Source organism: Pseudomonas sp. TWR1-1-3 (assembly GCF_049896805.1).
Classification (GTDB): Bacteria; Pseudomonadota; Gammaproteobacteria; order Pseudomonadales; family Pseudomonadaceae; genus Aquipseudomonas; species Aquipseudomonas bubulae.
Map to the genome: position 1 here is coordinate 219,843 of NZ_JAFCUZ010000001.1, position 25,088 is coordinate 244,930.

The following is a 25,088-nucleotide window of genomic DNA, read 5'->3' on the forward strand; positions in this document are numbered from 1 at the left end:
TGCACATAACGTCACACTCTCGTTTACGACCGGACAGGATGGCACTGGAATTGCGCTCTATACACTCATGCAAACGTATTGGATGAACTCGCGTGTGCTGTATGTCGGGGTCAATACAGGTCATGCACCAGCCTTCGTACATCCGCCAATGGAATATGGAACATTGGCGGCAGGCTCGTTTGTTGCGTCTTTCCAATCTTCAGGGCGGTGGAAATAATGAAAATATTCTTAAGCCCACAACGGCGAGACGATACGTTGAACGTTGTCAGGCGTGGTGACTTGCTGGTTGTAAATGATGAGCCTTTTGATTTTTCGGCGGTTGGGGAAGGCGACATATTGCCCCGATCTGCAATCGAATCAGAATGGTTTGCCGGGGATGTGACACGGGTAAACGGCGAGCTTGAACTGACCCTGATCCTGCCAAACCCCGCGAACTTTATTCAGGCGCAGGCGTTCCCTGTACCCATCACTGTTATCAAAAATGGCCCCGTTGAGTTACCCAGATCGTTAGCTGACGTAACCAAGGAGCCAGTTCATGAGCAACATTGATTGGTCGAAACTGCGCAAGTCCGCAGACATAAAAGCTGAAGCCGAGGCTGCGCGGTTGGCGCCTTTGATTGCTGTCGAAGTCCAGTGGGTCGAGCAGGAGCGTAAGTTCGTGGCTGAGCAGTTGGAGGCCATCGAGGATGGCGAGCAGGTAGCGGGCACGGAGCGCCTATGGCGCGACTATCGAACCCAGGTGCGAGCCTGGAAGCTGGATTCAGAGTGCTATCCCGATTCAAGTCAGCGGCCAGGACGCCCGAGCTGACATCGTTAGCAACACCGAACCCCGCCGAGTACGGGTATTTTTTTGCCTGGAGAAAGTCATGCCCATCACCACGCAGCAACTGCTGCAGATCCTCCCGAACGCCAGCCATGTTGCTGGCGTTTTTGTTCCTGTCTTAAACACCGCGATGGGCCGGTACCAGATTGTGGGCGCTAAGCGAGTAGCCGCATTTATCGCCCAGATTGGCCACGAATCCGGCCAGCTTAAATACGTCAAAGAAATCTGGGGCCCCACGCTCGCTCAAACCAAATACGAAGCCCGCAAAGACCTGGGCAACACCGTGGCCGGCGACGGCTCCAAGTACCGGGGGCGCGGCCTGATCCAGATCACTGGCCGTGCCAACTACATGGCATGCGGCGAAGGGCTGGGCCTTGACCTGATCAAGCGGCCCGAGCTGCTGGAGAAGCCACAGCATGCCTGCATGTCAGCGGCATGGTTCTGGGCGACCAAGGGTCTGAGCAACCTGGCCGACGCTGGCCAGTTCGACAAGATCACCCAGCGCATCAACGGTGGCCAGAATGGCGCTGCCGATCGGCAGGCGCTGTACGCCCGGGCGCTCAAGGTGTTGGCGTGAAGATCGATGCGGTGAAGTGGTGCGGGGTGCTGCTGATCACCCTGGCCCTGATGGGGGCCAGCGCGTGGGCCGCATGGGAGTGGCAGGCCAATGCCTACGGCCAGCAACTGGCCGCCAAGGAAGCCGCCCACCAAACCGAGCGCACCAATCTGGCCAATGCCAACGCCGCGCAAATTCTGGCAGAACAGGGCAAACGCCTTGCCCTGGAGCAGTGGCTGGCAGCCAGTGACCAATCCCATTACCGAGCCCTGACCGATGAGAAAACGAAACAGGCACGCCTGCGTGATCGCCTTGCTACTGCTGACCTGCGGCTGTCAGTCCAACTCGATGCCGCAGCAGCTGGTTGTGACGCAGTGCAAGCCGCCACCCGCACCGGCAGCATGGTTCATGGCGCCCGTAGAGCCCAACTTGACCCGGCGCATGCTCAACGAATTATCAGAATCACCAGCGACGGCGATCAAGGACTGATCGCGCTGCAGGCCTGTCAGGCCTACGCCAAAGAAGTATCAGGCACAAAGTAAAAGGAGCGGCCGAAGCTGGATGCGTCAACATCCAGCCCGACCACCGAACCCGCAGTCTCTACCTGCAAGCCCAGCCAAGGCTCCCGCTCTGTGCACAAAGCCGAGCGAGCCTAGCACCTGTTTATCCATACAGTAAAGGTCTTGCAAATTATGTCTTCACCCATCATCCCTTGGATGGGCGGCAAACGCCGCCTGGCCGATCGCCTTATCCCCCTGTTCCCACCCCACGAATGCTACGTCGAAGTTTTCGCAGGCGGCGGGGCGCTCTATTTCCTGCGCCCACAGCCCGCGCCATGCGAAGTGCTTAACGACATCAACGGCGATCTGGTGACCCTGTACCGTGTGGTGCAGAACCACCTGGAAGAGTTCGTGAGGCAATTTAAGTGGGCCTTGAGCTCACGGCAGATTTTCGAGTGGCAAAAAATGACCCGCCCGGAAACGCTGACCGACATCCAGCGCGCCGCACGCTTCTTCTACCTGCAACACCATGCCTTTGGTGGCAAGGTTTCGGGGCAGAGCTTCGGTACCGCGACAACGGCCCCCGCAATCAACCTGCTTCGCATCGAAGAGAATCTATCTGCAGCCTGGCAGCGCTTGTCCGGCACCTACGTTGAAAACCTGCCTTGGCTTGAGTGCGCAGAGCGCTACGACCGGCCGCACACCTTCCACTACATGGACCCGCCTTACTGGCAGACCGCTGGGTACGGCGTGGGCTTCCCATTTGAAAACTACGAGCGCATGGCTGACTTTATGCGGCGCTGCAAAGGCAAGGTGATGGTCAGTATCAACGACCACCCGGACATTCGGAGAGTGTTTGATGGGTTTCATTTTGAGACGACCGAGATCCGCTACACGACCACGAATCAGCGGCAGGGGAAGGCGGAGGTTACGGGGGAGTTGATCATTATGAATTGGGAGCCGGATGCTTTTGATGGATTATTTTGAGCTGAAATAAGTTGTTTATGCATTTGGTTGTGTTTAATCGCCAGGACTCCGGGGGAGGGGGCGAAAAATACAGGATGGATTGATTTACGAAACGGTGATGATATTGTTTTGCTTTCATCGATATTTTGGCGTCAAAGTGCCGTCAATACCGCAAGGGAGTACAGGAAAGCATGTCGCCGGCCATAGCACTATGTTCGATACCCCTCGTTTTCAGCATCGGAATAGGTGCGATGACCTATCAATTTGCCAAGATGAGGACTGATCTCGATACACAGACATATGAATGTCTGGAGTTGGTTAGCCAAGGTGATAAAAGATGTTTGAATCACATGGAGGCACGGCTCAATGCACTCCAAACGGTAGGAAAGGCTTTAAAGCAGTAGACGTACACTTCGCCTTTGTTGGCTTTCTCGCTTGGCAGAGCGCACGGAGAGAGTGCAACAAGGCTGCGTGATTCTCTCACGCACCCATGTATTTCTATGGCTATTCGATTGCAGCGAGCGTAAGAGAGAACAGCTACTTTTCAAAGGGTTACCATGCCTTGGCGGGCATGGGGTGCTAGGCTGGTAGGGGCATGCCGTCAGATTTTAGATCGTGGACTGGGCTCAAAAAAATCTCTAGGCAAGTGTAAGGCCCAGTCGAGGAATTAGAGGGGGTTGTCCGGCAGATATCAGCCAGGAGTTGCCACCCCTTGGTGTCTATCAAACTAGGGGCGAGCAAATATGTGATTCTGTCGGATTGCTGCATCCTACCCAGTTCAACATTTTAGCAGTTGAGTAGGTGCGGTCAAATACCGAAAAAATAGAAATCTCGGACATTTCTAACTCGGGATTTTTTCTATCTTGCTAGTTCTGTTTGATCCATTTTTTTTGGTCAGTCTAGCTATCAGGTCTGACGGTGATAAATAAAGCGTTTTTCTGCCATCCTTAGTATTCATAAATAGCTTTAATTCACATAGCGCATTTAAATGTGTTCTGGCAGTATTTTTCGATACGTCATAGCTGCTGGCTACCTCTTTGGCGGTGAATATTCTGCCTGGTTCTTTCGCTCCCTTCTTAATAAGATCCTTCTGTATGAAGTTGAGCGTTAAATTGTATTTGGTAGTTTCTAAGAGCTTGACGACTTGCTGGAATTCATTCGATCGACTTTCTAAGTATGTTTGAAGCTCCTCAAAAGCCTTTAGAATAATCTCCGCCTGAAAGTCAATGAAGTACGTTAAATCATTTTGGTCCTTTTCGGTGTACAGATACGAAAGCCCATATCCTTTAGGGTCGTCCTTGAGAAGCTTGCTAATTGAAACATATCTAAACAAGTCGTAATCGCACTTTAACATGTACCAATAGAAAAGTGCTCTCGCAGTCCTTCCGTTGCCGTCTCTGAACGGATGTTCGTACCCGATCATAAAATGGAGTATTATCGCTTTGATAACTGGGTGCAAGAACTCACAGCCGTTATCCCCTGAATGATCTTCGTTAGCAAACTTGCACAGTAAATTTAATCTTTCTGGAAGATCTTTAAAGGGTGGAGGTTGATAGGCAATTTCCTCCTCAGAGTCCGAAACGTAAATGTCGTCACTTTCTCTGAATTCGCCTGGCACTACGTTGTTTTCAGTTGTGCCCTGGGTTGCTATTCTGTGGAACTCTAAAATAAGATCTAGTGTGAGAGGCTCGTCTCTCGTTAGCTCTGCATGTTTTAATAGTAGATAATTGTTTAGAATCATCCGCTCATCTTCATCAAGAGGAGCTCTCTCCTCTTCCAACATTTTTTTTGCAACTTCCCTAGTGGTAGAGGCTCCTTCAAGTTGAGCGCTAGAAATTGCTTCCTCCATAATTAGCGAGGATACTAAAAACTTGCTTTGCAGGCTCTCTGGCGCTTTGCTACCAGCAATTGCGGCAACACTACCGCCTGCCAACTTAACAATTCTATGCAGCTTAGAATCCACGGAGTGCGGAATGCAGTACGTGAATACTTCGTCAGTACTACCAAGTAAAGCCAGTGGCTTCATTTGCATGTATCTTTTGAATTTAACCGCGGACCAGATATCGATAGCTTCAGCTTTTGGCACCCTCCATTTTAATTTGTCCCAATGAAGATAGTTACCTTTCGCATCTGTTACGTCATATTTGCCGATATATTTTCCGATTTTTTCGTAGTCAATTTTCGTCGGATCGAATTTCGGCGCCCTTTCAACCCTTGGCTTTGCCATAGCTATACTCAATTATGAAAATTTGCGTTTAGATTTCCAAATACTCTCATGCAGCCAATAAAAGTCAAGGACTGCCTCATATTTTTTTCATCGTGAGTTAGCTGACATCACCCTATTTTCGGTCTTAAGCTCAAAATATGGTATGTGATGAAGTATTCCTCCGCATCGCAGTTCCCGTTCGTAGACCCCATTTACTCAGCGATCCTACAGCTTGGGACGAATGCTCTTAGTCAGAAGCTCGTGGCGTTTGTGTGTCGATAGGAGAAGCACACTGAAAGGTTGCTTTTAGGTCCGTCTCCACTTGATCAGCTAACAGACCCCTATTGGCCGATTACCGCCATCCATAGCAGGCGTGGGCCGACAACAATCAGATGATTTTCTGAAACAGATGGGATGAATTTGGTCGGCAGGACGCCGGAAGAAGAGCTACAGGTCACGGCCCGATTGAGTTTCATATTGGATTGCAAATCGGCCTCTAGCTTGCAACTGTGATACCTCCGAGTTCAGCATGACCACTGTATGAAAATACAACGCTAAGTTATTGATTTATATAGGCTGGTTCAGCGATTCCAAGCTATGGAATAAGCAGAATAAACCTATATAAATCATATGCTTAGCGCCTACATCTGGTCACCTTGACATGGTGGGGGTCGTTGGTTCGAGTCCAATCGCGCCTACCAAACAAAATCCGCTCTGCTGGGCGGTCTAGAAGGGCTCACCGAAAGGTGGGCCCTTTTTTGTTGTTCTCGTTTGGCCAATCATTGGGCAAACCACCAACGCGCAGCAGTTTCAGATCGGCATGCCCCATCAAGCCCTGAATGTCATCCTGAGCAAATCCCTGTTACTCATATAGCCAGGCACCCAACGCTCGAGTCTCATGAAAGGTTGGCCGCTCATTCGCCGGAATGTGGTCATAGGCCTTTGCTTGCCCAAAGCGAGCGAGTCGCTACTTGATTTGTTATTCAGCAGTTGAATACCGGTGCGTAGCGTTCTTCGCGCTTCTTGAAGTGGACAGGTGCCATCGGGACTTTCTCACCGTTCACGAAAATATCCGGAAAGGTTACGGTGAAGTCATCCATATCCCCTTTGCCCAAGGGCGTTCCCTTGAAGCCCGCGTGGAATATTTTCCTCGGATCAAAACCGGTTTCCAGCTGTTCAACGCTGACCTGATAAGACTGCCCTGTAGCCAGTTGCACGGTGACCATGGGCGATGCGGCACTCACCCAAAGGACGGGCGGGGTCTGTTTGAGCGCAGCGCTGCGTTGTTCCGGGGTGTTCAGGTTGAGCAGGTAAGGCGGTTTGTACAGGCGACCGAAGAGGCGCAGTTCCGTGTCAGTTGAGCGCTTGTTGCTTGGCCAGCTGGATGTACCCGGCGGTGCTGCATAAACCAGCACATGAACCCAGTCGAGTTCTTCAGAAAGAGGCGTATAGCTCATCGCCGCCTTTGGCCCGGGGCAGGTACGCTCGAGGAGGGCGTTTTGGCCCACGCCTGATTCTGGATGCAGATAGGGCCCTGTACTGCATCCCGCGAGCAGTACCAACAGCGCATACAAGGTGTGTTTTTTCATAGGGGCAACTCCATTGCTGCGCGATAAGCCGCTAGTTCGACGTCTGGGCTGCTTGATTCAAGCTAAGAATTTATTTCGAAACTGCAAAATTGAATGCCGGCTCTTGTAGGCTCGCTTTGATCAATGCTGCGAGTTCACGCGTGGCTGGTGTGGGAGCCTCAGTACAGCTATGAATCATGTAACCAAGGTGTGGTACAGGGGGCAAGCCTGAAACGATGTCGAGATGGCCCGGTAGCCCGATGCGGGTTCTTAGCGTCAAGCCTAATCCAGCAGCAACGGCGGCCCATATACCGGCAACGCTGGGGCTGGTCAGGGCGATTCGCCAGGGGATATTCGCCGCATCCAGTGCCTGGGTGGCGGCACTGCGCAACACGCACGGCGCATCAAACAGGATCAATGGCAGCGGTGAGTCATCCATCATGGTTGGCAGTCGTGTGTTACGAGCCCCGATCCAGTGCATCGGCGTTTCACCCAGTCTCGTCGCAAGCGGCGAATTGCGCTCCGTGTCCCATGTTAGGGCCAAGTCCAGGCCGGTGCTTTCTACCATTGAAAGTAATTCAGCGTTTCGCGCAATCCTGACTTCAAGATTCACCATTGGGTAGGCTTGAACGAAGCGTCGCAGGATATCGCTGAGGAAATGCTCCCCAAAATCTTCTTGAACTCCGAAGCGAACGGTTCCGGTCGTCTGGCTTTCATGCAGGCTCAAGAAGATCCCGTCGTTGAGCTCCAGTAGCCGGCGGGCGTGGCTGAGCAGGATTTCTCCCACAGGTGTCAAGACCAGGCCACGTCCTGATCTGGCCAACACCGGGGTGCCCACCTGCTCTTCAAGTTTCTTCAATTGAGCGCTCACTGCGGACGTAGATCGACCGAAGCAATCCGCAGCCTTGGCAAAGCTGTTGAACTCAACGCCGGTAACGAAGGTGCGCAATACATCGAGATCGAAAGTTGGACGGCGCATCGGATAATCCACAAATTTGGAACAGTTGATCCTATTAAATCTGATATTCGCAATTACCGCGACTTGATAGTTTTGTCCGATTGACAAGGTAATTCGGGGATTAAGGTCGTGAATACATTAAAGGATAGCGGGCGAGAGCACGTGGGCAGATTCCCGCAAAAGTTTGCCGATTTAACTGACCAAACCCTGTTTGGTGATATGTGGAAGCGAACGCAATTGACACCTCGCGAGCGCAGCCTGGTGACGGTGGCTGCCCTAGTGGCGCTGTACCGGCTGGAGCAACTGTCATTCCATTTGAGTCGAGCGCTGGACAACGGTTTGAGTGATGATGAATTGGAGGAAGTCATGACCCATCTGGCGTTCTATTCAGGCTGGCCGACGGCTGCTTCTGGCCTGAAGCAGCTCAGCGATGTGCAAGCCAGTCGTGCTCCCAGCCAAGGGTAACTATTTATGCCATTTGCACGTATTTCACTGCATCGCGGAAAGTCCGCTGCGTATCTGCAGGCGCTATCCCAAGGGGTGCATGACGCTCTGGTCGAGAGTTTTGAGGTGCCTGGCGCAGATCGCTTCCAGGTCATCCATCAGCATGATGTCGGTGAGCTGATTTTCAATCCCGAGTACCTGGGCGGGCCGCGCAGTCATGATTTTGTGTTGATTGCTATCACCGCTGGCCGTTCACGAAGCGTCGAAACGAAACAGCATTTCTACCGCACTCTGGTCGAGAAACTTAACGAGGCTACTGGGCTCAGCGAGGAAGATGTCATGGTGGTAATTACCACCACAGGCAGTGAGGATTGGTCGTTTGCTGGCGGTCGGGGTAACTAGCTCCCGCGCTCTTGATAAAGAAAACAGGTAGGCCCAAATTATCTACGTGTACCAGAGGCCAGAACTTGCATGATTGAGTGGTAGTAAATACGAGTCTGTACGGCTTTTAACAATGTTCTTTAGCTACCTGCTTCTATCGCTCCGCCACCGAGCGAGCCTGCTCTGTGCAAGAACCCATTGGTTGCTGCGTAATGACTGAAGTGGCCCGGTTTCTGCGTATAACGGGCAGTCACCAGACCCATTCAAGGACATAAAATGCTTATCGTCTTCAGCGGCCTTCCAGGCACCGGAAAAACGACTATCGCAAGCGAGCTTGCCGGCAGAACGGGTGCCGTCTACCTAAGGGTCGATACCATCGAACAGGCGATTCGAAACGCCGGCGTTCTTGCAAAAGAGGTGGGCAAGAGCGGTTACATGGTCGCCAATGAGCTTGCTCTGAGCAATCTTCGTTTTGGCCACACGGTTATAGTCGACTGTGTAAACCCGGTCGATGAAAGCCGACAGGCATGGAGTGATATTGCTCAGCGCGCTGATGTGCCCTTGGTCAACATTCAGGTGATCTGTTCTGACAGGCGCGAGCACCAGCGTCGGGTGGAAACCAGGGAGGTCGATATTCCCGGGCTGACGCCCCCAACCTGGCAGTCTGTTCTCGATCATGAATATGAGGCGTGGGGCACTGATCCATTCAGCATCGACACGGCCTTGACTTCAAAGGCGCAGGCTGTGGCGCTGATCACTGAAACGCTTTTATCCAGGGCGCGTCTGCTCTGAAGGCGTTCAATGCGCCCCCCGGTTCTCCTGGAGCCGGTTATCTGTCCGCATCGGAGTGCGATCTGCCTGATGCTTGTCAGCTGCGCTTGTGCGCTGGCCGGCAGCCCCGGATCACACTCCGATGCGACCTCCCGTGAGGGATCGGGCAGTTAGCGACAGGCTGTCGTTGGCGCTGGTTGTTCGGTGCGGTTCTATACCTGTAATTGAAGCTTGATCAGGTCAACTTGCACTGCTTTTTGCAGATTTATTGACCGTCGGTTGTCATTCTGCTCCCCAATTAACCAACACCAGGCAGGCGTAAGTGGGTGGGTCAGGTAGGGCGTGTGCCCCAGTACGCAGTCTTTGCGAGGGCGGGAGCAGCCGCGGGTGTCGAGGAATCATTGGTCGTTTTTATTGTCATATTTATGACCTTTTCTTTCAGGACGCTCAAATGAAGCGCACAACCCTATTGATCCTGGCCGTCTCAGGCGCTTTTCTGCTGGGCGGCTGCGCGCCTGTCTGGTACGACGGGGGGCGGCATGGTCACGATCGAGGTTACGACTCGGGCCGTGGATACGATCGCGGGCATGATGATCGGGGTTATGACCGCGGCTACGATCGTCGCGACAATGATCGCCGTTATGACCGCAATCGCGATCGTGATGACAGGGACGACTGATCCTCTGGTGCTTCAACTGCGCAGCGTGTCATCCACGCTGCGCTTCAGGTTATTAACTGCTGGCTCAATCAATTCCCGCCATTTGTTTCACCTCTGCAATATCCCTGCTTCGCGGAAACAAACCGGACATCTGCCAGCAATTGCGTTCAGGCAAGCTGTGCGCAATTAGTCCCGCCGCGCTCGTTCTGGCACCCGGGGCTGATGAGAACCCTCCTGTAAAACATCGTCCCGGGAATTCCTGCTCCATGCGAACCAGTCTTTCGCTGCCGCTGCTGGCTGCCTTGTCCATTTTGCTTGCGGCCTGTGCCAGCAAGACCATCCCGCCCGAAGAGTTTTCGGGCTATCTGTCCGATTACAGCCAGTTGGCGCAAAAGCAGTTGCCTTCCGGGCAGGCCGTACTGTCCTGGGTAAGCCCTGATCTGGATATCAGCCATTACACCGGCGTCTATATCGAGCCAAGCCAGTTTTACCCGTGGGTGCTACCGACCGGGCGGGGGCCACAGTCCACGCTGTCGGCCGTAACCGGTTATTACGATGCTGCGCTCAAGCGCGAACTGGGCAAGGTCATGACGGTTGTCGCGGCCCCGGGCCCTGGCACGCTGATTGTCAGGCCGGCCATAGTCTCGCTCTCGGCTAGTACCCAGGGCCTGCGGTTTTATGAGTATTTGCCCGTGACCCTGCTCGCCGCTGGGGTCAGCACGGCGGTCGGGATGCGTGATCAGGACAGTGAAATCAGCACCGAGATCGCCGTGATCGATGCCGCTGACCAGCAGGTGGTCGCGCAAGTGGTGCGCAAGGGGACAGGGCTGGCGCTGGAAAATGATTCTCAGGTCATGACGCTGGATGATTTCAAGCTGGTGCTCGATGGCTGGGCGCTTGATATGCGCCGCGAATACTTGTCCAGCCGCCATTGAGAGCCGGTCAAGGGTTGGTCCGGGGCTCGCCGAAAGGCGGGCTTTTTTTTGTCTGCGATTTGTCTGGCTCCTTCACACGACTTCAAGTGCCGCCTGAATCTGATCGGCGTACTTGCTCAGGTTATTCATCTCTGTCTGTAACTGACCGGAGCTGGCTGAATTCAGCACCTTGGACTGGATCAAGGTCAAAGCAGCCGCGACGGCCAGTTCACGTTTGCCTTCCGGGCTGGCAGCACCAAAGGGGGTATCGCCCCGGAGGTTTTTGAAGTGCTCAGACATGATGCTCTCCTTATCGTTGCGGGTTTGAAACCTGTTATTACCGGTAACCGGTAATAACTAAAGTTTAGGGCAGGATTGATGGCGCGCATCGAAAAGGGCCTGTAAACAGCCCGGTAGACATGGTTGTGCCCGAAACTACCGGCATGAATCTGAGGAACCGATCAGGGTGACCAGCGGTGCACCGTTTGTCGCTGCGTAACGTTCAACTTTGTTCATAATGGCGCGGTAATTGCTGTCTGTCGGTCCGCCAATGGATCACTCGTCTAATTGATGTGCATTTCCTGCGCATTTTCCGGTCTTTCCGGCCTTCGCGTATAAGCCTCGTCATTACAAAGGGTTGGGTTGATTGGTTGAGAGCGACGCGAGCAGCGCCAAATAAAAATAGTCGTACTCGTCAATAAAATGGCGAATAGCCTGATTATTTGTGCTTGCAATTACGATATTAATCCAAATTTGTTCAATTTATTGACGATATCATTGTGATGGCTTATTTTGACGCCCTGTTGCTGGCCATGCGTCGTGAATACTCAGTCCGGAAGGAACCTACTTATGAGTCGTACAGACGACATATCGAACTTGTTCAGCAGGTTCGGCGCCACTTCGGACAGTTATCACGAGTTCGACAGTCAGTTCGAATACCCCAATACGCCGCCAGCTCAAGTTAAAGCCTCTGAGCCTGAAGAAGTCACGGCCCCGGTACTTGCTGCTCTGCCACCGGTTGCGCCAGTCTGCGTGGCATTGGCGAAAGCCGAAGATCCGGCACCGCTGATGAGCACTGCCGACGTTGCCATCCCGCTGCGTAATTTGCTCGCTGAAGTAGCGCTTGCTCGTCAGGCCGAAACCGAGGCCCTGCAGGCACAATTGCGCACGCCGCAGTGCAAGGCTCGTGTCGTGGTGCTGGTCTCGGCCAAGGGCGGCGTTGGCAAGACCACGCTGGCCGCCAGCCTGGCAAGCAGCCTGCGTCTGGAGGGTGGCAAGACCCTGGCCATCGACCTTGATCCGCAAAATGCCCTGCACCATCACCTCGGCGTTGAATCCGGCGTGACCGGCATCGGCAGCGCCTGCTGGAGCAGCAATCTGCAGCAGGGATTCAACGATGTACAAGTGCTGCCCTACGGCGTGTTGAGCGATGACCAGCGCTGTGCCCTGGAGCGCGAAATAAGCCAGGACCGCCACTGGCTGGCACGGCAACTGGAACGCATGGACCTTGGCACACATGACCTGGTGATTGTCGATACGCCCAGCGGCCGCTCGGCGTACCTGCAGCAGGCGCTGGATGTGGCCGATCAGGTGCTGGTGGTCACTGCTGCCGACGCGGCCAGCTTTATTGCCCTGGAGCATATGGACCGTCTGCTGGGAGCCAACGTTGCGCGCAGCTATGTGGTCAATCAATTTGAGCCCGGGCGCGAGTTTTCCCGCGACATGCTCGAAGTGCTCAAGCGCCGTCTGGGTGCGCAGTTGACGGGGGTAGTAGAGCAGGATCACGGTTTTGGCGAGGCCTTGGCTTACGGCCGCAACCCGTTGACGGTGCCCGTCCGGTCTGTAGGTGGTGAAGGGGTTTTACTGCTTGGCGAACACCTTAAGGCTGCTTTGCAGAACGCCCGTGTAACCGAGAACTCAGCTTCATGAGTCAGTCAAACAGCCCCCCCCAGGTTGCGCAAAGCCGGTTTCAGCGTTGGGCCCAGTCGCTGTCAGATCATCTTGATCAGTGGCCGGCTGCGGCACGCCGTGCGCTGCTTGCCGGTACCGCAGTGTTTTGCGGGCTTTTGGGCCTGCTGATCATTACCGTACCGTTCGAATTCTATGCGCAGTGCATCTTTGCCATCGGCTGCTTTGTTGCAGCATTGGTGCTGCGCAGGATACCCGGGCGCCTGACCATCCTGATCATGATCGGCCTGTCACTCACGGCCTCGTTGCGCTATATATACTGGCGCTTGACCGAAACCATGGGGTTCGACGACTGGGTCGACATGGCGTTCGGTTATGGCCTGGTGCTGGCCGAAATCTATGCCCTGGTGGTGCTGGTGTTCGGCTACCTGCAAACGGCCTGGCCGCTGCGGCGCCAGCCGGTATTGCTCAAGGGCCCGCCAAGCGAATGGCCAGTGGTTGACGTGTTTATCCCGTCATACAACGAGACGCTCGATATCGTGAAGCTGACCATCTTTGCCGCTCAGGCAATTGACTGGCCACAGGACAAGCTGCGCGTGCATGTGCTCGATGACGGTCGCCGCGAAGACTTTCGCGAGTTCTGCGAGCAGATCAACGTCAACTACATCACCCGTGACAACAATCGTCATGCCAAGGCCGGTAACCTCAACGAAGCACTGCAGGTCACCAGTGGCGAGTTCGTAGCATTTTTCGATGCCGACCACGTGCCGACCCGCTCTTTCTTGCAAGTGAGCATTGGCTGGTTCCTCAAAGACCCCAAGCTGGCGATGTTGCAAACGCCGCACTTTTTCTTTTCGCCCGACCCATTCGAAAAAAATCTCGACACCTTCCGTTCGGTGCCCAACGAAGGCGAGTTGTTTTATGGTCTGGTGCAGGACGGCAACGACCTGTGGAACGCCACGTTTTTCTGTGGCTCTTGCGCAGTGATCCGTCGCAAGCCGCTGATGGAAGTCGGCGGGGTGGCGGTCGAAACTGTGACCGAAGATGCCCATACCGCGCTCAAGCTCAACCGCGCCGGCTACAACACTGCTTATCTGGCGATACCGCAGGCAGCGGGTCTGGCCACGGAAAGCCTTTCACGCCACATTAGCCAGCGTATTCGCTGGGCGCGGGGTATGGCGCAGATTTTTCGCACCGACAATCCGCTGTTCGGCAAGGGCCTGAACCTGGGCCAGCGCCTGTGCTACCTCAACGCAATGCTGCATTTCTTCTATGGTTTGCCGCGCTTGGTGTTTTTGACGGCGCCGCTGGCTTTTCTGTTTTTTGATGCGCAAATCTTTCATGCCTCGGGCTTGATGATTGCCGCCTATGCATTGCCGCATATTTTTCATGCCAGCCTCACCAACTCCAGCATTCAGGGGCAATACCGGCATTCGTTCTGGAACGAGGTCTACGAGACGGTACTGGCCTGGTACATCATGGCCCCGGTGCTGGTGGCGCTGGTCAACCCCAAGTTCGGTGGTTTCAACGTGACCGACAAGGGCGGGATCATTGACGAGAAGTACTTCGACTGGAAGCTCGCCCGTCCATATATCGTGCTGCTGACCCTTAACATGGCAGGGATGGCGTACGGGATCGCGCGGCTGGCAATGGGTGAGGAGGGCGCCACGACCACGCTGTTGATCAACCTGTTGTGGACGCTCTACAACGTGATCATCACCAGTGCCGCCGTAGCGGTGGCCAGTGAAACCCGGCAGGTTCGTGCCGAACCGCGGGTTGCTGCCACATTGCCGGTGCGCCTGGTCCGTGCCGATGGCAGTGTGATAGACGGTGTTACCCAGGACTTTTCGCAAAAAGGCATGGGCTTGCGTTTGCCACAGGGCGTCAGCGTACCTCAAGGCGAGCAGGTGCAGATTTCGCTGTTGCGCAGCCAGCACTTGAGCCTGTTCCCGGCTGTGATTGTATTCAGTCGCGGTGAATTGCTCGGCGTTCAATTTGAAGCCCTGACTCTGCGCCAGCAAAGTGATCTGGTACGTCTCACCTTTTCCCGTGCCGACACTTGGGCATCGACCTGGGGTAGCGGGCAGGTTGATACCCCGCTGGTGGCCCTGCGCGGAGTCAGCCGAATTGGTTTTCGCGGTATCCAAGAACTCTTCAAAGCCTCGCTCATGGAAGTGCGCAGCTTGCTGCGCCGTCGCCGCGTCGCCCCATCAAAGCTAGAAAACATCCAGGATAAGTGATGAATTCAACGTCTTCAGTCTTCGCCAATTTGCGCGATCCGCGTCGTGCCCTGGCACGCATTGCGTGTGCCTTGCTGGCTTTGAACAGCGGCGCTGCCTGCGCCGAGAGCGCTCCAGCCGTTGCTGCAACCGGTAGCAATAATTACACCGTGACCCTCAAACAGTTGGGCCGCAATTATCCGATGAACCTGCGGGGTGTGGAATCGAGCGACAGTGTCAGTTTCGATGTGCGGGCCGACTCGATTGTGACGGGTGCCAAGTTGAACTTGCAGTACACCTACTCGCCGGCATTGCTGGAAGAGCTGTCGCAAATCAACGTCATCATCAACGATGAAGTGGCGGCAAGCCTGCCGTTGCCCAAGGACAAAGCCGGGCAACTGCAACAGCATGTCGTCGACATACCGGCGCACCTGATTACCGAGTTCAACCGTCTGAGTTTGCAGTTTATCGGGCACTACACCATGAGTTGCGAAGATCCGCAGCACACCAGCCTGTGGGCCAAGATCAGCAACGCCACCAGCTTGAGCATTGATGTATCGCCCTTGGGTTTACCCAATGATCTGTCCATCTTGCCGTTGCCATTTTTCGATCGTCGCGATACCCGGGCCCTGGATTTGCCGTTTGTGTTCGTCTCTGCGCCTGACAACGCCACGCTCGAAGCAGCCGGTGCACTGTCGTCGTGGTTTGGCGCCCAAGCCAGTTTTCGGGGTGCACGGTTTTCCTCGAGTTACAACCAGATTCCCGCCAGCGGCAGTGCGGTGGTTTTGATCAGTGGTCCGGATGCGCTGCAGATTGGCAGTATTAGTCTACCGCCAGCGAAGGGCCCGACCCTGACCTTGATGACCAATCCGAATGACGTCAATGCCAAGCTGCTGGTGGTCAGCGGTCGCGACGGTGCCGAACTCAAGAGTGCCGCAACTGCTTTGGTACTGGGCAGCCAGGCCTTGTCGGGCAGCAGCGTGGTGATCGATCGATTGCAGGTGGTGCAGCCCCGCAAGCCCTATGACGCGCCGAACTGGTTGCCCAGTGATCGCCCGGTAAAGATTGGTGAGTTGATGCAGGCCAAGCAACTGGCGGTGTCCGGCTACAACCCGGGTGACATCACCGTGCCGTTGAATTTTCCGCCGGATTTGTTTACCTGGCGTAACGAAGGCGCGCCGCTGAATCTTAAATACCGCTATACGCCGCAAGAGAAGTCCTACAATTCGTCGTTCATTATCAGTTTTAATGACGCGCTGATTCAGTCGCAGAACCTGCTGTCCCGGGACAGGCTCGACAGCAGTGTGCTCAGAACACTGAAGTCAGACGACAGCCTTGACCGCGAAACCAATGTGTTGCTGCCCCTGAACTCGGTGGCCCTGCAGTCCCGCCTGCAGTTGCGCTATATGTTCGATTACATCAAGCAGGGCCAATGTAACGACATCATCATTGACAATATGCGCGGTGCGATTGATCCCGAGTCGACCCTTGATTTGAGCGGCTACGACCACTTTATCGCCATGCCCAACCTGGGCGTGTTCAAGGATTCCGGCTTTCCGTTTACCCGTATGGCTGACCTGTCGCAAACCGCCGTGGTGTTGCCGGATGATGCCGGGGTTGCTGATTTGAATGCCTACCTCACACTGCTCGGCCGATTTGGCCAGTCCACCGGCTACCCGGCTACTGGCGTACAGGTGATTCAGGCGGATCAGGTGGCGGGCGCTGCGGACAAGGACTTGCTGGTGCTGGCGTCCGGTGCCAATCAGCCTTTGCTGACACATTGGGCCGATCGCCTGCCCGCTAACGATGGCGAAGGCCAGCAGAGCTTTCATTTATCTGACTTGCCGATGCGGCTACGTGACTGGTTTAGCCCCGATCCTGAAGCCAATATTCGCAAGACGCGGTTGGCGATGGCGTTTTCCGGTGGCGCGCGTAGCACTTACCTGACCGGTTTCGAATCGCCGCTTAAAAAAGGGCGCAGTGTTGTGGTTATTGCCAGTGGTCAACCGCAAGGTCTGGCCGATGCCACAAATGCACTGATCGGAGGTGAGGATTACACCCATTCGATCCAGGGCAGTCTGGTGGTGGTACGCGGTAAAAACATCGAGCCTCTGGTGGCGGACGAGCAGTACTACGTTGGCAGCCTGGGGCCTATCAAGTACCTGCAATGGTTGATGTCGCGCCATGTGGTCCTGTCCCTGCTGCTGACCGGTCTGGGGGTGATTTTGCTCAGTGGTCTGGCTTATCTGGCACTGCGCGCACGCGCCAACAAACGACTAGGTAATTGACGGCTCATGGGGTTCTTCGCGATCAAACGTTTTAATTCCTCACCGCGGCGCCTGCATCGTGCGCTGCTGTGGTTGGCAGGCGCTCTGGCAGGTATCGCCCTGACCCCCGCGATGGCCAAGGACACCAGGTGCCAAAAAGCCGACTGGCCGCTGTGGCAAGCCTACGCTTCGCGCTTTGTACAGGCTGACGGCCGTATGCTGGAGTCCAGCCCACAGCTCAACCAAAGCTCTTCCGAAGGTCAGTCCTACGGGATGTTATTTGCGTTGATCGGCAATGATCAGGCGCGCTTTGACAGGTTATGGCAATGGACCCTGGCCAATATGGCTGGCGCCGACGTGAGCACGCGTTTGCCAGGCTGGTTGTGGGGGCAGGGCAAGGACGGGACGTGGCAATTGCAGGACGCCAATTCAGCGTCCGATTCGGACTTGTGGATTGCCTATTCGTTGCTCGAAGCGGCACGTCTGTGGCAGCGCCCGGACTACCGCGAGGCAGCCTTGCATCTGCTTGAAAACATCCAGAGCCAACTGGTCGTGAGCTTGCCCGGTCTGGGCAAAATGGTGTTGCCCGGGCCTCAAGGCTTTGTGCAGCCAGATCATCTGTGGCGCTTGAATCCCAGCTATCTGCCGCTGCCGTTGCTGCGGCGGCTGGCCATGCAGGCACCGGCCGGGCCGTGGAAAGAAATTGCCGAAAACACCGTGAAAATGGTCAAGGCTTCCAGCCCCAAGGGCTATGTTGCCGACTGGATCGGCTATCGTGCCACCGGGCCGAACAGCGGTCTGTTCGTGGTCGATCCGGTTAATGGCGAACTGGGCAGTTACGACGCGATTCGCGTTTACCTGTGGGCAGGCATGACGCCCAAATCCGATGTGCTGGCAGCACCGTTGCTGGCGCGACTGGAGGGCATGGCGAACAGCACGGCTTCCACCGGCATTCCACCGGAAAAGGTCCAGGTCAGGAGCGGTACGCTAGAGGGGCAGGGGCCGTTCGGCTTCTCCGCCGCGCTGATTCCTTACTTCCAGGCCAAAGGCCAGCCCTGGCTTGCCCAAGCCCAGCAGCGTCGAACCGAGCTAGCCCTCACGAAGGCGCTGGGGCAGGCCGATGGCGAACGTACCGAGCCTTTGTATTACAACGTCATGCTTAGCCTGTTCGCACTCGGCTGGGCAGAAAACCGCTTTCAGTTTCGTGATGACGGAACACTCAAACTGTCTTGGGAGACGTCATGCGTCCGCACCGCCACGCACTAGCCATCGGGATTCTAACCGCAGTCATCGGCACAGCCGTCCACGCCGATACCAGCGACGTGCAAGCGCGGCTGGTCGAACAGGGTCAGTACTGGCAAGGCCGCGCCAATGCACAACGGGCGGCCGAGGCCTGGGAAAAAGTCTTGCGTCTGGACCCCAATCAAGTGGATGCCCTTTATGGTATGGGCTTTGCCAGCCTCAAACAGAACAAGCCCGAGCAAGCCAGGCAATACCTGGCGCGTTTGCAGGCCCTGTCGCCCCGACCGTGGCTGGCGGCGCAGCTGGAACAGGATATTGCCCTGACTGAGACGCAGAACAAAGCACTGCTGGATGAGGCCCGACGTCTGGTCGATAGCGATCAGCGAGATGAGGCGACTCAGGTGTTTGCCAAACTGTTTGCCGGTCGCACACCGTCAGGCACGGTGGGACGTGAGTATTACAACAACCTGGCGTTCAATCCTGCAGGTTGGCCAGAAGCGCGAAAAGGCATGGAGCGCTTGCTGCGCGAGACGCCCAACGACTCGACTCTGGCGCTGTTTCTGGCCAAGCAACTGATTCGTTACGAAGACAGTCGCCCTGAAGGTATCCGTAATCTGGCCAAGCTATCGACCCGGCCCGACATCGGCGGTGACGCTGATGAAAGCTGGCGTCTGGCGCTGGTCTGGTCCGGTCCGCCGAGTGCTGCCCAGGTGCCGTTGTTCGAAGCCTTTTTAAAGGCTCATCCAGATGATCAGGAAATTCGTGACCTGCTGAACAAAGGTAAATTGAAAGCCAGCACTGCAGACCGTGTACCGGCCTGGCAACCTGATCCGCTGGTCGAGCGTGGGCTCAAGGCGTTGGATAAAGGTGATCAGGCGGGTGCCGAGCAAGCCTTTGCCGCACGCTTGAAAAACAAGGCGAATGATCCTGATGCTTTGGGTGGGCTAGGTGTGGTGCGTCAGCAACAGGACCGTCTGAGCGAAGCTGAGCAACTTTTGAACCGCGCTATCGGCAACGGTGGCTCGCGCTGGAAGCCGGCGCTGGATAACGTGCGCTACTGGGCTTTGCTGCAACAGGCGCGCAACCAGGCCAAGAGCCAGCCCGCCAAGGCCCGGGAAAGCATTGCCCAGGCAATGCGAGTGAACCCCAGGGGCATCGAGGCACGTTTGGCCCTCGCGGATATTCAGGCTCAGAACGGTCAGCTCGATGAGGCTCAAGCCAGTTACCGTCAGGTGCTGAGTGTGCAGAAGGACAATGCTCAGGCCGTACAAGGGCTGGTCAATGTTCTGTCGCAAGCGGGGCAGGCCGATGAGGCCTTGCGCCTGCTAGATACCCTGACCCCGGCCCAGCAGGCCGAAATGGGCGGTGGCGGTCGACTGCGTGCGCTGCGCTCCACGCAGGCTGCGGCATTGGCCGAGCAGCGTGGCGATACCCGGGGCGCACAACAAGCTTTGGTGCAAGCGGTCAAAGATGACCCGGACAACGTCTGGACCCGTTTTGATCTCGCCCGCCTTTACCTGAAAACCGGTGAGCCGCAAAAAGCCCGCGTTCTGATCGACAGCTACCTCAAAGCCCATCCGACAGATGTTGACGCCCTCTATACCAGTGCTCTGCTCTCAGTGGAAATGGAGCAGTGGGACGCTGCCCAGGCTGCCATAAGCCGGATTCCAGTGGGTCGTCGCACCGCAGATATGAACGATTTGGCGGATCAGATCACGCTGACGGTGCAGGTCAAGCTCGCTGCCACCATGGCCAAGCGTGGCCAGCGTCAGGAAGCCCTGGCACTGCTCGACCGGTTGCAACCGATGGCGAGCCGCAGTCCGGATCGTATGGCAACGCTGGCCTCGGCTTATGTGGACACAGGAGACTCCACGCGAGCGTTGACCATGATGCGCGATGTGATCAACCAGACACCGACACCTTCCGCCGACTTGATGTTGCAGTACGCCAATCTGCTGCTCAAGACGGGTAATGATGCCCAGGTCAACTCGATCCTGCGCGGCCTGCAAAACCAGCGAATGAGCGTTGCCACACGCAAACGTTTCGACGACCTGCTGTATCAGTACCGCATTCGTCAGGCCGATCTGCTGCGTGAAGGCGGTGACCTGGCGGGCGCTTATGACACTCTGGCACCGGCGCTGGCATCGCGGCCTGGGGACGCCGGTGCGACTTCGGCGCTGGCGCGGATGTACGTCAGCAGCGGCAATAACGCCAAGGCGTTTGAGCTGTACAAGCCTTTGCTGCAACGTCAGCCCAACGATCCGCAAATCCTCCTCAATGCCGCGGACGCTGCGGTTCTGGCCCGAGATAACGGCTACGCCGAGCGTGCGCTGGAGCAGTTTGTGAAACTGCAAAACTACGACCCGCAGTCTTTGACCGAAGCGGCACGAATCTACCGCAGCATGGGCAAGAGCGCTCAGGCTGCGCACCTGTTGCGCAAGGCCGTGGACATCGAGCAAACCGAGAAAAAACGCAACCTTACGGCTCAGGCCGGCGTATCTGGCGTTGCGCCGAACCCGTTCGCCGGCTTGTCGGGCCCAGCCAATCAGATGGGGCGTGGGGCCATCGATGCGATTCCCGCGCCCGCCCAAACCACGCTCGATTCGAGCGCTTATATGGCAGACGACAATGCGCTGTTGGCCAGCGATGTCTACCCGGGGCAACCCCTGCCTTCCAGGACAGGCAATGGCACCTTGCCGGTGGGACGTAATGCTGGTGCCGGGGCTAATCCATTTTTACCCCAAGGCACGGTCAATGTGGCGGTGGACCAAGCCAGTTCGGCCCAGCGTGCGCTGGACAGTATCCTCCAGGAGCGCAGTGCCTACGTGACCCAGGGCGTCACTATTCGCAACAACGACAGTGAGCCTGGCCTTGGCAAAATGACCGATATCGAAACACCGCTGGAAATTAACTTTCCGGCGGGTGACAACCGTATCGCCGTACGTGTGACACCGGTGTCCCTGAATGCGGGTAGGGTGGGTGTTTATGCCGCCGAACGCTTTGGTAGTGGCAAAGAGTCAACCGAGGGGATTGGCGCCCAGCGTGAGAGTGGTGTCGGTGTGAGCGTTGGCTACGCTCGCCCGGATGAAGGCATCAAGGCCGACCTCGGTACCACGCCGATCGGCTTTCAATACAGCACCGTGGCCGGTGGCGTGAGTGTCGATCGCCCGCTCGCCAGCAACTCCAATGTGCGTTATGGCGTCAATGTTTCACGCCGCCCGGTGATCGACAGCGTAACGTCATTCGCCGGTACCACTGATGAGCGCACCGGGCAGACGTGGGGTGGCGTAACGGCTAACGGCGGCCGTGGTCAGCTGAGCTATGACAACCAGGCTGTCGGTGCCTATGGCTACGGCGCCTGGCACAAGCTGCTGGGTCATAACGTCGAATCCAACAGCCGTGCCGAACTGGGCGGTGGAGTGTATTGGTATTTGCAAAACACCGAGGACAGCAAGCTGACCCTGGGTCTGAGCGCTACCGGCATGAGTTTTGAGAACAACCAGAACTTCTTTACTTATGGCCACGGCGGCTACTTCAGCCCGCAAAGCTACTTTGCCCTGGGCGTGCCGGTGGCCTGGTCGCAGCGCACCGATCGCTTCAGCTACCAGGTCAAGGGCTCGGTGGGCGTTCAGTACACCCATCAGGCCGGTGCCGACTACTTCCCCGGTGACAAGGACATGCAGGCCGCCAACGACCAGCGCTACTCCGGCGAGAGCAAGACTGGCGTCGGTTATAGCCTGGCCGCTGCCGGTGAGTACAAGTTCGGGTCGAGCGTTTTCCTGGGGGCCAATTTGGGTCTGGATAATGCTCAGGACTACCAGCAAATCACCGGGGCGATGTACCTGCGCTATATGTTTGAAAATATGAATGGCCCTATGGAGCTGCCGGTAAGCCCATACAGTTCGCCTTATTCCAATTGATGTCCTGGAGACTTTAAATGCCTTCTTCCGTTCTTGCCGGTATGACCCTTCTTGTTCTAGGGGAAAGCCACATGAGCCTGCCTAACTGTTTGATGGAGCCGCTGCACGCCAACCTGACCCAGCAGGGCGCAAATGTGCACTCGATTGGCGCGTGCGGTGCCAGTGCCGGCGATTGGTTGATTACCAAAAAAGTCGATTGTGGAGCCGAAGAAAAGGGTAACGGTAAAATTGTGATCAGGGGGCGTGACGCGACCACTACGCCGATCAAGGAGTTGCTTGCAGCGGATAAACCGGATCTGGTGGTGCTGGTGATTGCAGACACTATGGCCTCTTACGACAAGCCGGTGTTTCCCAAGGCGTGGGCGTGGCAAAACGTGTCTGCCCTGGCCAAGGAAATTACCGCCAATGGCGCCAAGTGCGCCTGGGTAGGCCCGGCGTGGGGCAAGGAAGGTGGCATGTACAAGAAGAACGATGCCCGCACCAAGCTGATATCTGCGTTCCTGGCGACCAATGTTGCACCTTGTACTTACATCGATTCGCTGGAGTTTTCCAAGCCGGGGCAGTGGGTGACCACTGACGGCCAGCATTTTACTGTGGCGGGTTACAAATCCTGGGCCAACGCCATCGGTGATGCATTGGGCAAGCTGCCCCCTGAAGCGGTCAGTGCCAAGGGTGCAAACAAGTGATCCGAGCTGTATTGAGCGCGGCAGTGTTGTTTTGCAGCGCGCATGCGCTGGCTGCCGACGTTGCGCTGTACCCCACTGGCCCCGATCAGGACGCCGCCTTTATCCGCTTCGTCAACGCCACCGCTGCCCCTCTGGACGTAATGGGCCAGCCCGGGCAACCACCGTTGCGCCTTGAAACGGCAGCGCCTGCTTCATTGTTGTTCCCGGTGGATTCGGGCAAGGCCGTCAAGGGCTCGCTGGCCAGTGGTGCGCACCAGTTGGCCCTGGACCTCAAGGTCGAGCCCGGTGAGTTCGCGACCATTGTGGTGGTGCCGCAAGGCGACGGGATCGAACAAGTCGCGGTGCGCGAAACACCGGATGACTTCAACGGCCTCAAGGCTTCGCTGGCGTTTGTCAATGTCGACAAGTCCTGCAGCGATGCCAGTCTGCGTCCTGCCGGGCGCACGGGCGATCTGTTCAAGGCGGTACCGTTCGCCAGTCTGCAGCGACGTTCAATCAACCCGGTAAACCTGTCAGTGCAACTGGTATGTGCCAACGCCAACACCGGTGCGCCGCTGGACCTGGGCGCACTCAAGGCTGGCGAACGCTACAGCGTGCTGCTGCTGCCATCTGCCAGCGGGCCGCGTTTGTTGAGTACCACGGACACGCTGTCCCACTGATCGGATTCTGCTGCCACCATGGTCTTCGCCTCACTCGAGTTCCTGACGCTGTTTTTACCGGCCTTTATGCTGGTCTACGCCCTGGGCAAGCCGCAGTGGCGCAACGTGATTCTGTTGATCGGCAGCTGGCTGTTCTATGGCTGGTTGAACCCGATGTTCCTCGCGTTGCATGTGGCATTGACGGTCGTGGCATGGCTTGGCGGGTTGCTCATCGATCGCAGTCGTGAGGACTCCCGGGGCAGGGTGCGGCTGTTGATCGCGCTGATCGTGTTCAACACGGCGGTGCTGTGCTGGTACAAGTACGCCAATATCCTGGCCGCGACCTGGATTGACTGGATCACGTATCCGGGGGCGATGCCGCTGGAATGGCAGCGGGTGGCGCTGCCCGCCGGGCTGTCGTTTATCGTGCTGCAGGCGATTTCCTATCTGGTGGATGTACATCGCCACACCGTGCCGGTGGAGCGCAGCTTTATCAATTACGCCACCTATATCTCGATGTTCGGCCACTCGATTGCGGGGCCGATCATTCGTTATGACTGGGTGCGTCGCGAACTCACCCAACGTTATTTCGACTGGCAGAATTTCTCCCTGGGTGCGCGCCGTTTCATGATCGGCATGTGCATGAAAGTGCTGGTTGCCGACACCCTGTCGCCGCTGGTGGATGTTGCGTTTCACCTCGACAACCCCTCTTTTGTCGACGCCTGGATCGGCTGCCTGGCCTACTCGCTGCAATTGTTTTTCGACTTTGCAGGCTATAGCGCCATGGCCATTGGCCTGGGCCTGATGCTGGGTTTTCATTTCCCGGAAAACTTCAACCAGCCGTATCTGGCCAGCAGCATTCAGGACTTCTGGCGGCGCTGGCACATGTCGTTGTCCAGCTGGCTGCGGGACTATCTTTATATCGCCCTGGGCGGCAACCGCAACGGTGCCTGGAAAACCTATCGCAACCTGTTCCTGACCATGGCCATTGCGGGGCTGTGGCATGGCGGTGACAGCTGGAACTACCTGCTATGGGGCGCGGCCCACGGCATTGCGCTATGTGTGGACCGGTTGTGGTCGCGTTCCAGCCTGCCGCGCATTCCGTCATGGTTGTCACATACATTGACGCTGCTGTTTGTGTTTATGGCCTGGACCTTGTTCCGCGCTCAGGATTTTGCTTCGGCCCTGAATATGTACGCCGCTCAGTTGGGTTTGCACGAGTTTGCCCTGGGCGACGCGCTGTCCGTGACCCTGCGCTCGGCGCACGGCCTGGCGGCATTGCTGGGGGTGGCGTGCATCATCGCGCCGTTGTTCAAGCGCCGGTATGAAGAGCGTTTTGGTGCGCAATTCTGGTTTGCGCCGATGGCGGCGCTGTGGCCAGTCGCGGGTTTTCTGCTGTCGTTCGCCTTGATAGCGAGCCGTGAAGCGGTGCCCTTTCTGTACTTCCAGTTCTGATGGTCGCG

At 56.4% G+C, this 25,088-nt stretch carries 22 protein-coding genes; 18 read left to right on the top strand and 4 right to left on the bottom strand.

The genetic code is table 11. The features are described 5' to 3' along the window. Positions 1 to 216: 216 nt before the first annotated feature. The 5 genes from ACP7BE_RS01030 to ACP7BE_RS01050 all read left to right on the top strand — a co-directional run bounded on the left by ACP7BE_RS01030 (position 217) and on the right by ACP7BE_RS01050 (position 2,866). Positions 217 to 549 (top strand): hypothetical protein, encoded by a 333-nt coding sequence (locus ACP7BE_RS01030; RefSeq protein ID WP_426104313.1) that lies wholly within the window; start codon positions 217 to 219, stop codon positions 547 to 549. Next, positions 536 to 808, top strand: coding sequence for a hypothetical protein (locus tag ACP7BE_RS01035; RefSeq protein WP_426104315.1), 273 nt, complete (start codon positions 536 to 538; stop codon positions 806 to 808). Before ACP7BE_RS01030 ends, ACP7BE_RS01035 begins: the two co-directional genes overlap by 14 nt. A 58-nt stretch (positions 809 to 866) precedes the next feature. Then, the gene (locus tag ACP7BE_RS01040) at positions 867 to 1,400 is read left to right on the top strand and encodes a glycoside hydrolase family 19 protein (RefSeq protein WP_426104317.1); all 534 of its coding nucleotides are present in this window, start codon (positions 867 to 869) and stop codon (positions 1,398 to 1,400) included. Further along, positions 1,397 to 1,921: a lysis protein gene (locus ACP7BE_RS01045; RefSeq protein WP_426104319.1), complete on the top strand. Its 525-nt coding sequence runs from the start codon at positions 1,397 to 1,399 to the stop codon at positions 1,919 to 1,921. The genes ACP7BE_RS01040 and ACP7BE_RS01045 overlap by 4 nt, the downstream gene beginning before the upstream one ends. A gap of 150 nt (positions 1,922 to 2,071) precedes the next feature. Further along, a complete protein-coding gene (locus tag ACP7BE_RS01050) occupies positions 2,072 to 2,866 on the top strand; it encodes a DNA adenine methylase (protein WP_426104321.1) in 795 nt (264 codons plus the stop codon). 820 nt (positions 2,867 to 3,686) lie between these two features. On the opposite strand, the gene ACP7BE_RS01055 is transcribed toward ACP7BE_RS01050, so the two are convergent. The 3 genes from ACP7BE_RS01055 to ACP7BE_RS01065 all read right to left on the bottom strand — a co-directional run bounded on the left by ACP7BE_RS01055 (position 3,687) and on the right by ACP7BE_RS01065 (position 7,598). Beyond that, the gene (locus ACP7BE_RS01055; protein ID WP_426104323.1) at positions 3,687 to 5,072 is read right to left on the bottom strand and encodes a Fic family protein; all 1,386 of its coding nucleotides are present in this window, start codon (positions 5,070 to 5,072) and stop codon (positions 3,687 to 3,689) included. 962 nt (positions 5,073 to 6,034) lie between these two features. Beyond that, the gene (locus ACP7BE_RS01060) at positions 6,035 to 6,640 is read right to left on the bottom strand and encodes a hypothetical protein (RefSeq protein ID WP_426104324.1); all 606 of its coding nucleotides are present in this window, start codon (positions 6,638 to 6,640) and stop codon (positions 6,035 to 6,037) included. Positions 6,641 to 6,710: 70 nt separating this feature from the next. After that, positions 6,711 to 7,598 carry a LysR substrate-binding domain-containing protein gene (locus tag ACP7BE_RS01065; RefSeq protein ID WP_426104326.1) on the bottom strand — a complete coding sequence of 296 codons (888 nt, stop codon included), beginning with the start codon at positions 7,596 to 7,598 and terminating at the stop codon, positions 6,711 to 6,713. Positions 7,599 to 7,706: 108 nt separating this feature from the next. On the opposite strand from ACP7BE_RS01065, the gene ACP7BE_RS01070 reads away from it, so the two are divergent. The 5 genes from ACP7BE_RS01070 (at position 7,707) to ACP7BE_RS01090 (ending at position 10,766) form a co-directional block, all read left to right on the top strand. After that, entirely contained in the window at positions 7,707 to 8,042 is a 336-nt protein-coding gene (locus tag ACP7BE_RS01070; protein WP_426104328.1) for a carboxymuconolactone decarboxylase family protein, read from the top strand. Between the two features lie 6 nt (positions 8,043 to 8,048). Continuing rightward, entirely contained in the window at positions 8,049 to 8,423 is a 375-nt protein-coding gene (locus tag ACP7BE_RS01075; RefSeq protein WP_095002315.1) for a tautomerase family protein, read from the top strand. Between the two features lie 255 nt (positions 8,424 to 8,678). Further along, on the top strand, positions 8,679 to 9,194 hold the full coding sequence (locus ACP7BE_RS01080) for an AAA family ATPase (RefSeq protein WP_426104330.1): 516 nt from the start codon (positions 8,679 to 8,681) through the stop codon (positions 9,192 to 9,194). 430 nt (positions 9,195 to 9,624) lie between these two features. Then, positions 9,625 to 9,852 (top strand): hypothetical protein, encoded by a 228-nt coding sequence (locus ACP7BE_RS01085; protein WP_095002317.1) that lies wholly within the window; start codon positions 9,625 to 9,627, stop codon positions 9,850 to 9,852. 245 nt (positions 9,853 to 10,097) lie between these two features. Next, the gene (locus tag ACP7BE_RS01090) at positions 10,098 to 10,766 is read left to right on the top strand and encodes a DUF3313 domain-containing protein (RefSeq protein WP_095002318.1); all 669 of its coding nucleotides are present in this window, start codon (positions 10,098 to 10,100) and stop codon (positions 10,764 to 10,766) included. A gap of 72 nt (positions 10,767 to 10,838) precedes the next feature. Here the strand turns inward: ACP7BE_RS01090 and ACP7BE_RS01095 are convergent, their stop codons facing one another. Beyond that, complete coding sequence (locus ACP7BE_RS01095) at positions 10,839 to 11,045, bottom strand: hypothetical protein (protein ID WP_095002319.1); 207 nt, start codon at positions 11,043 to 11,045, stop codon at positions 10,839 to 10,841. 549 nt (positions 11,046 to 11,594) lie between these two features. Here ACP7BE_RS01095 and bcsQ point away from each other — a divergent pair. Genes bcsQ through ACP7BE_RS01135 form a run of 8 tightly spaced genes read left to right on the top strand, consistent with a single transcriptional unit; the run spans position 11,595 to position 25,080 of the window. Continuing rightward, positions 11,595 to 12,674 carry a cellulose biosynthesis protein BcsQ gene (bcsQ, locus tag ACP7BE_RS01100; RefSeq protein WP_169917185.1) on the top strand — a complete coding sequence of 360 codons (1,080 nt, stop codon included), beginning with the start codon at positions 11,595 to 11,597 and terminating at the stop codon, positions 12,672 to 12,674. Then, a complete protein-coding gene (bcsA, locus tag ACP7BE_RS01105; RefSeq protein WP_426104333.1) occupies positions 12,671 to 14,893 on the top strand; it encodes a UDP-forming cellulose synthase catalytic subunit in 2,223 nt (740 codons plus the stop codon). The genes bcsQ and bcsA overlap by 4 nt, the downstream gene beginning before the upstream one ends. Next, positions 14,893 to 17,160, top strand: a complete 2,268-nt coding sequence (gene bcsB / locus ACP7BE_RS01110) for a cellulose biosynthesis cyclic di-GMP-binding regulatory protein BcsB (RefSeq protein ID WP_095018809.1) — start codon at positions 14,893 to 14,895, stop codon at positions 17,158 to 17,160. The genes bcsA and bcsB overlap by 1 nt, the downstream gene beginning before the upstream one ends. 6 nt (positions 17,161 to 17,166) lie before the next feature. Continuing rightward, positions 17,167 to 18,405, top strand: a complete 1,239-nt coding sequence (gene bcsZ / locus ACP7BE_RS01115) for a cellulose synthase complex periplasmic endoglucanase BcsZ (RefSeq protein ID WP_095018810.1) — start codon at positions 17,167 to 17,169, stop codon at positions 18,403 to 18,405. After that, a complete protein-coding gene (locus ACP7BE_RS01120) occupies positions 18,381 to 22,301 on the top strand; it encodes a cellulose biosynthesis protein BcsC (protein WP_095031851.1) in 3,921 nt (1,306 codons plus the stop codon). Before bcsZ ends, ACP7BE_RS01120 begins: the two co-directional genes overlap by 25 nt. A 17-nt stretch (positions 22,302 to 22,318) precedes the next feature. Continuing rightward, entirely contained in the window at positions 22,319 to 22,987 is a 669-nt protein-coding gene (locus ACP7BE_RS01125; protein WP_095018812.1) for an SGNH/GDSL hydrolase family protein, read from the top strand. Then, entirely contained in the window at positions 22,984 to 23,646 is a 663-nt protein-coding gene (locus ACP7BE_RS01130) for an alginate O-acetyltransferase AlgF (RefSeq protein ID WP_095018813.1), read from the top strand. Before ACP7BE_RS01125 ends, ACP7BE_RS01130 begins: the two co-directional genes overlap by 4 nt. A gap of 18 nt (positions 23,647 to 23,664) precedes the next feature. Continuing rightward, a complete protein-coding gene (locus tag ACP7BE_RS01135; protein ID WP_095039172.1) occupies positions 23,665 to 25,080 on the top strand; it encodes an MBOAT family O-acyltransferase in 1,416 nt (471 codons plus the stop codon). The last annotated feature ends 8 nt before the right edge of the window (positions 25,081 to 25,088 follow it).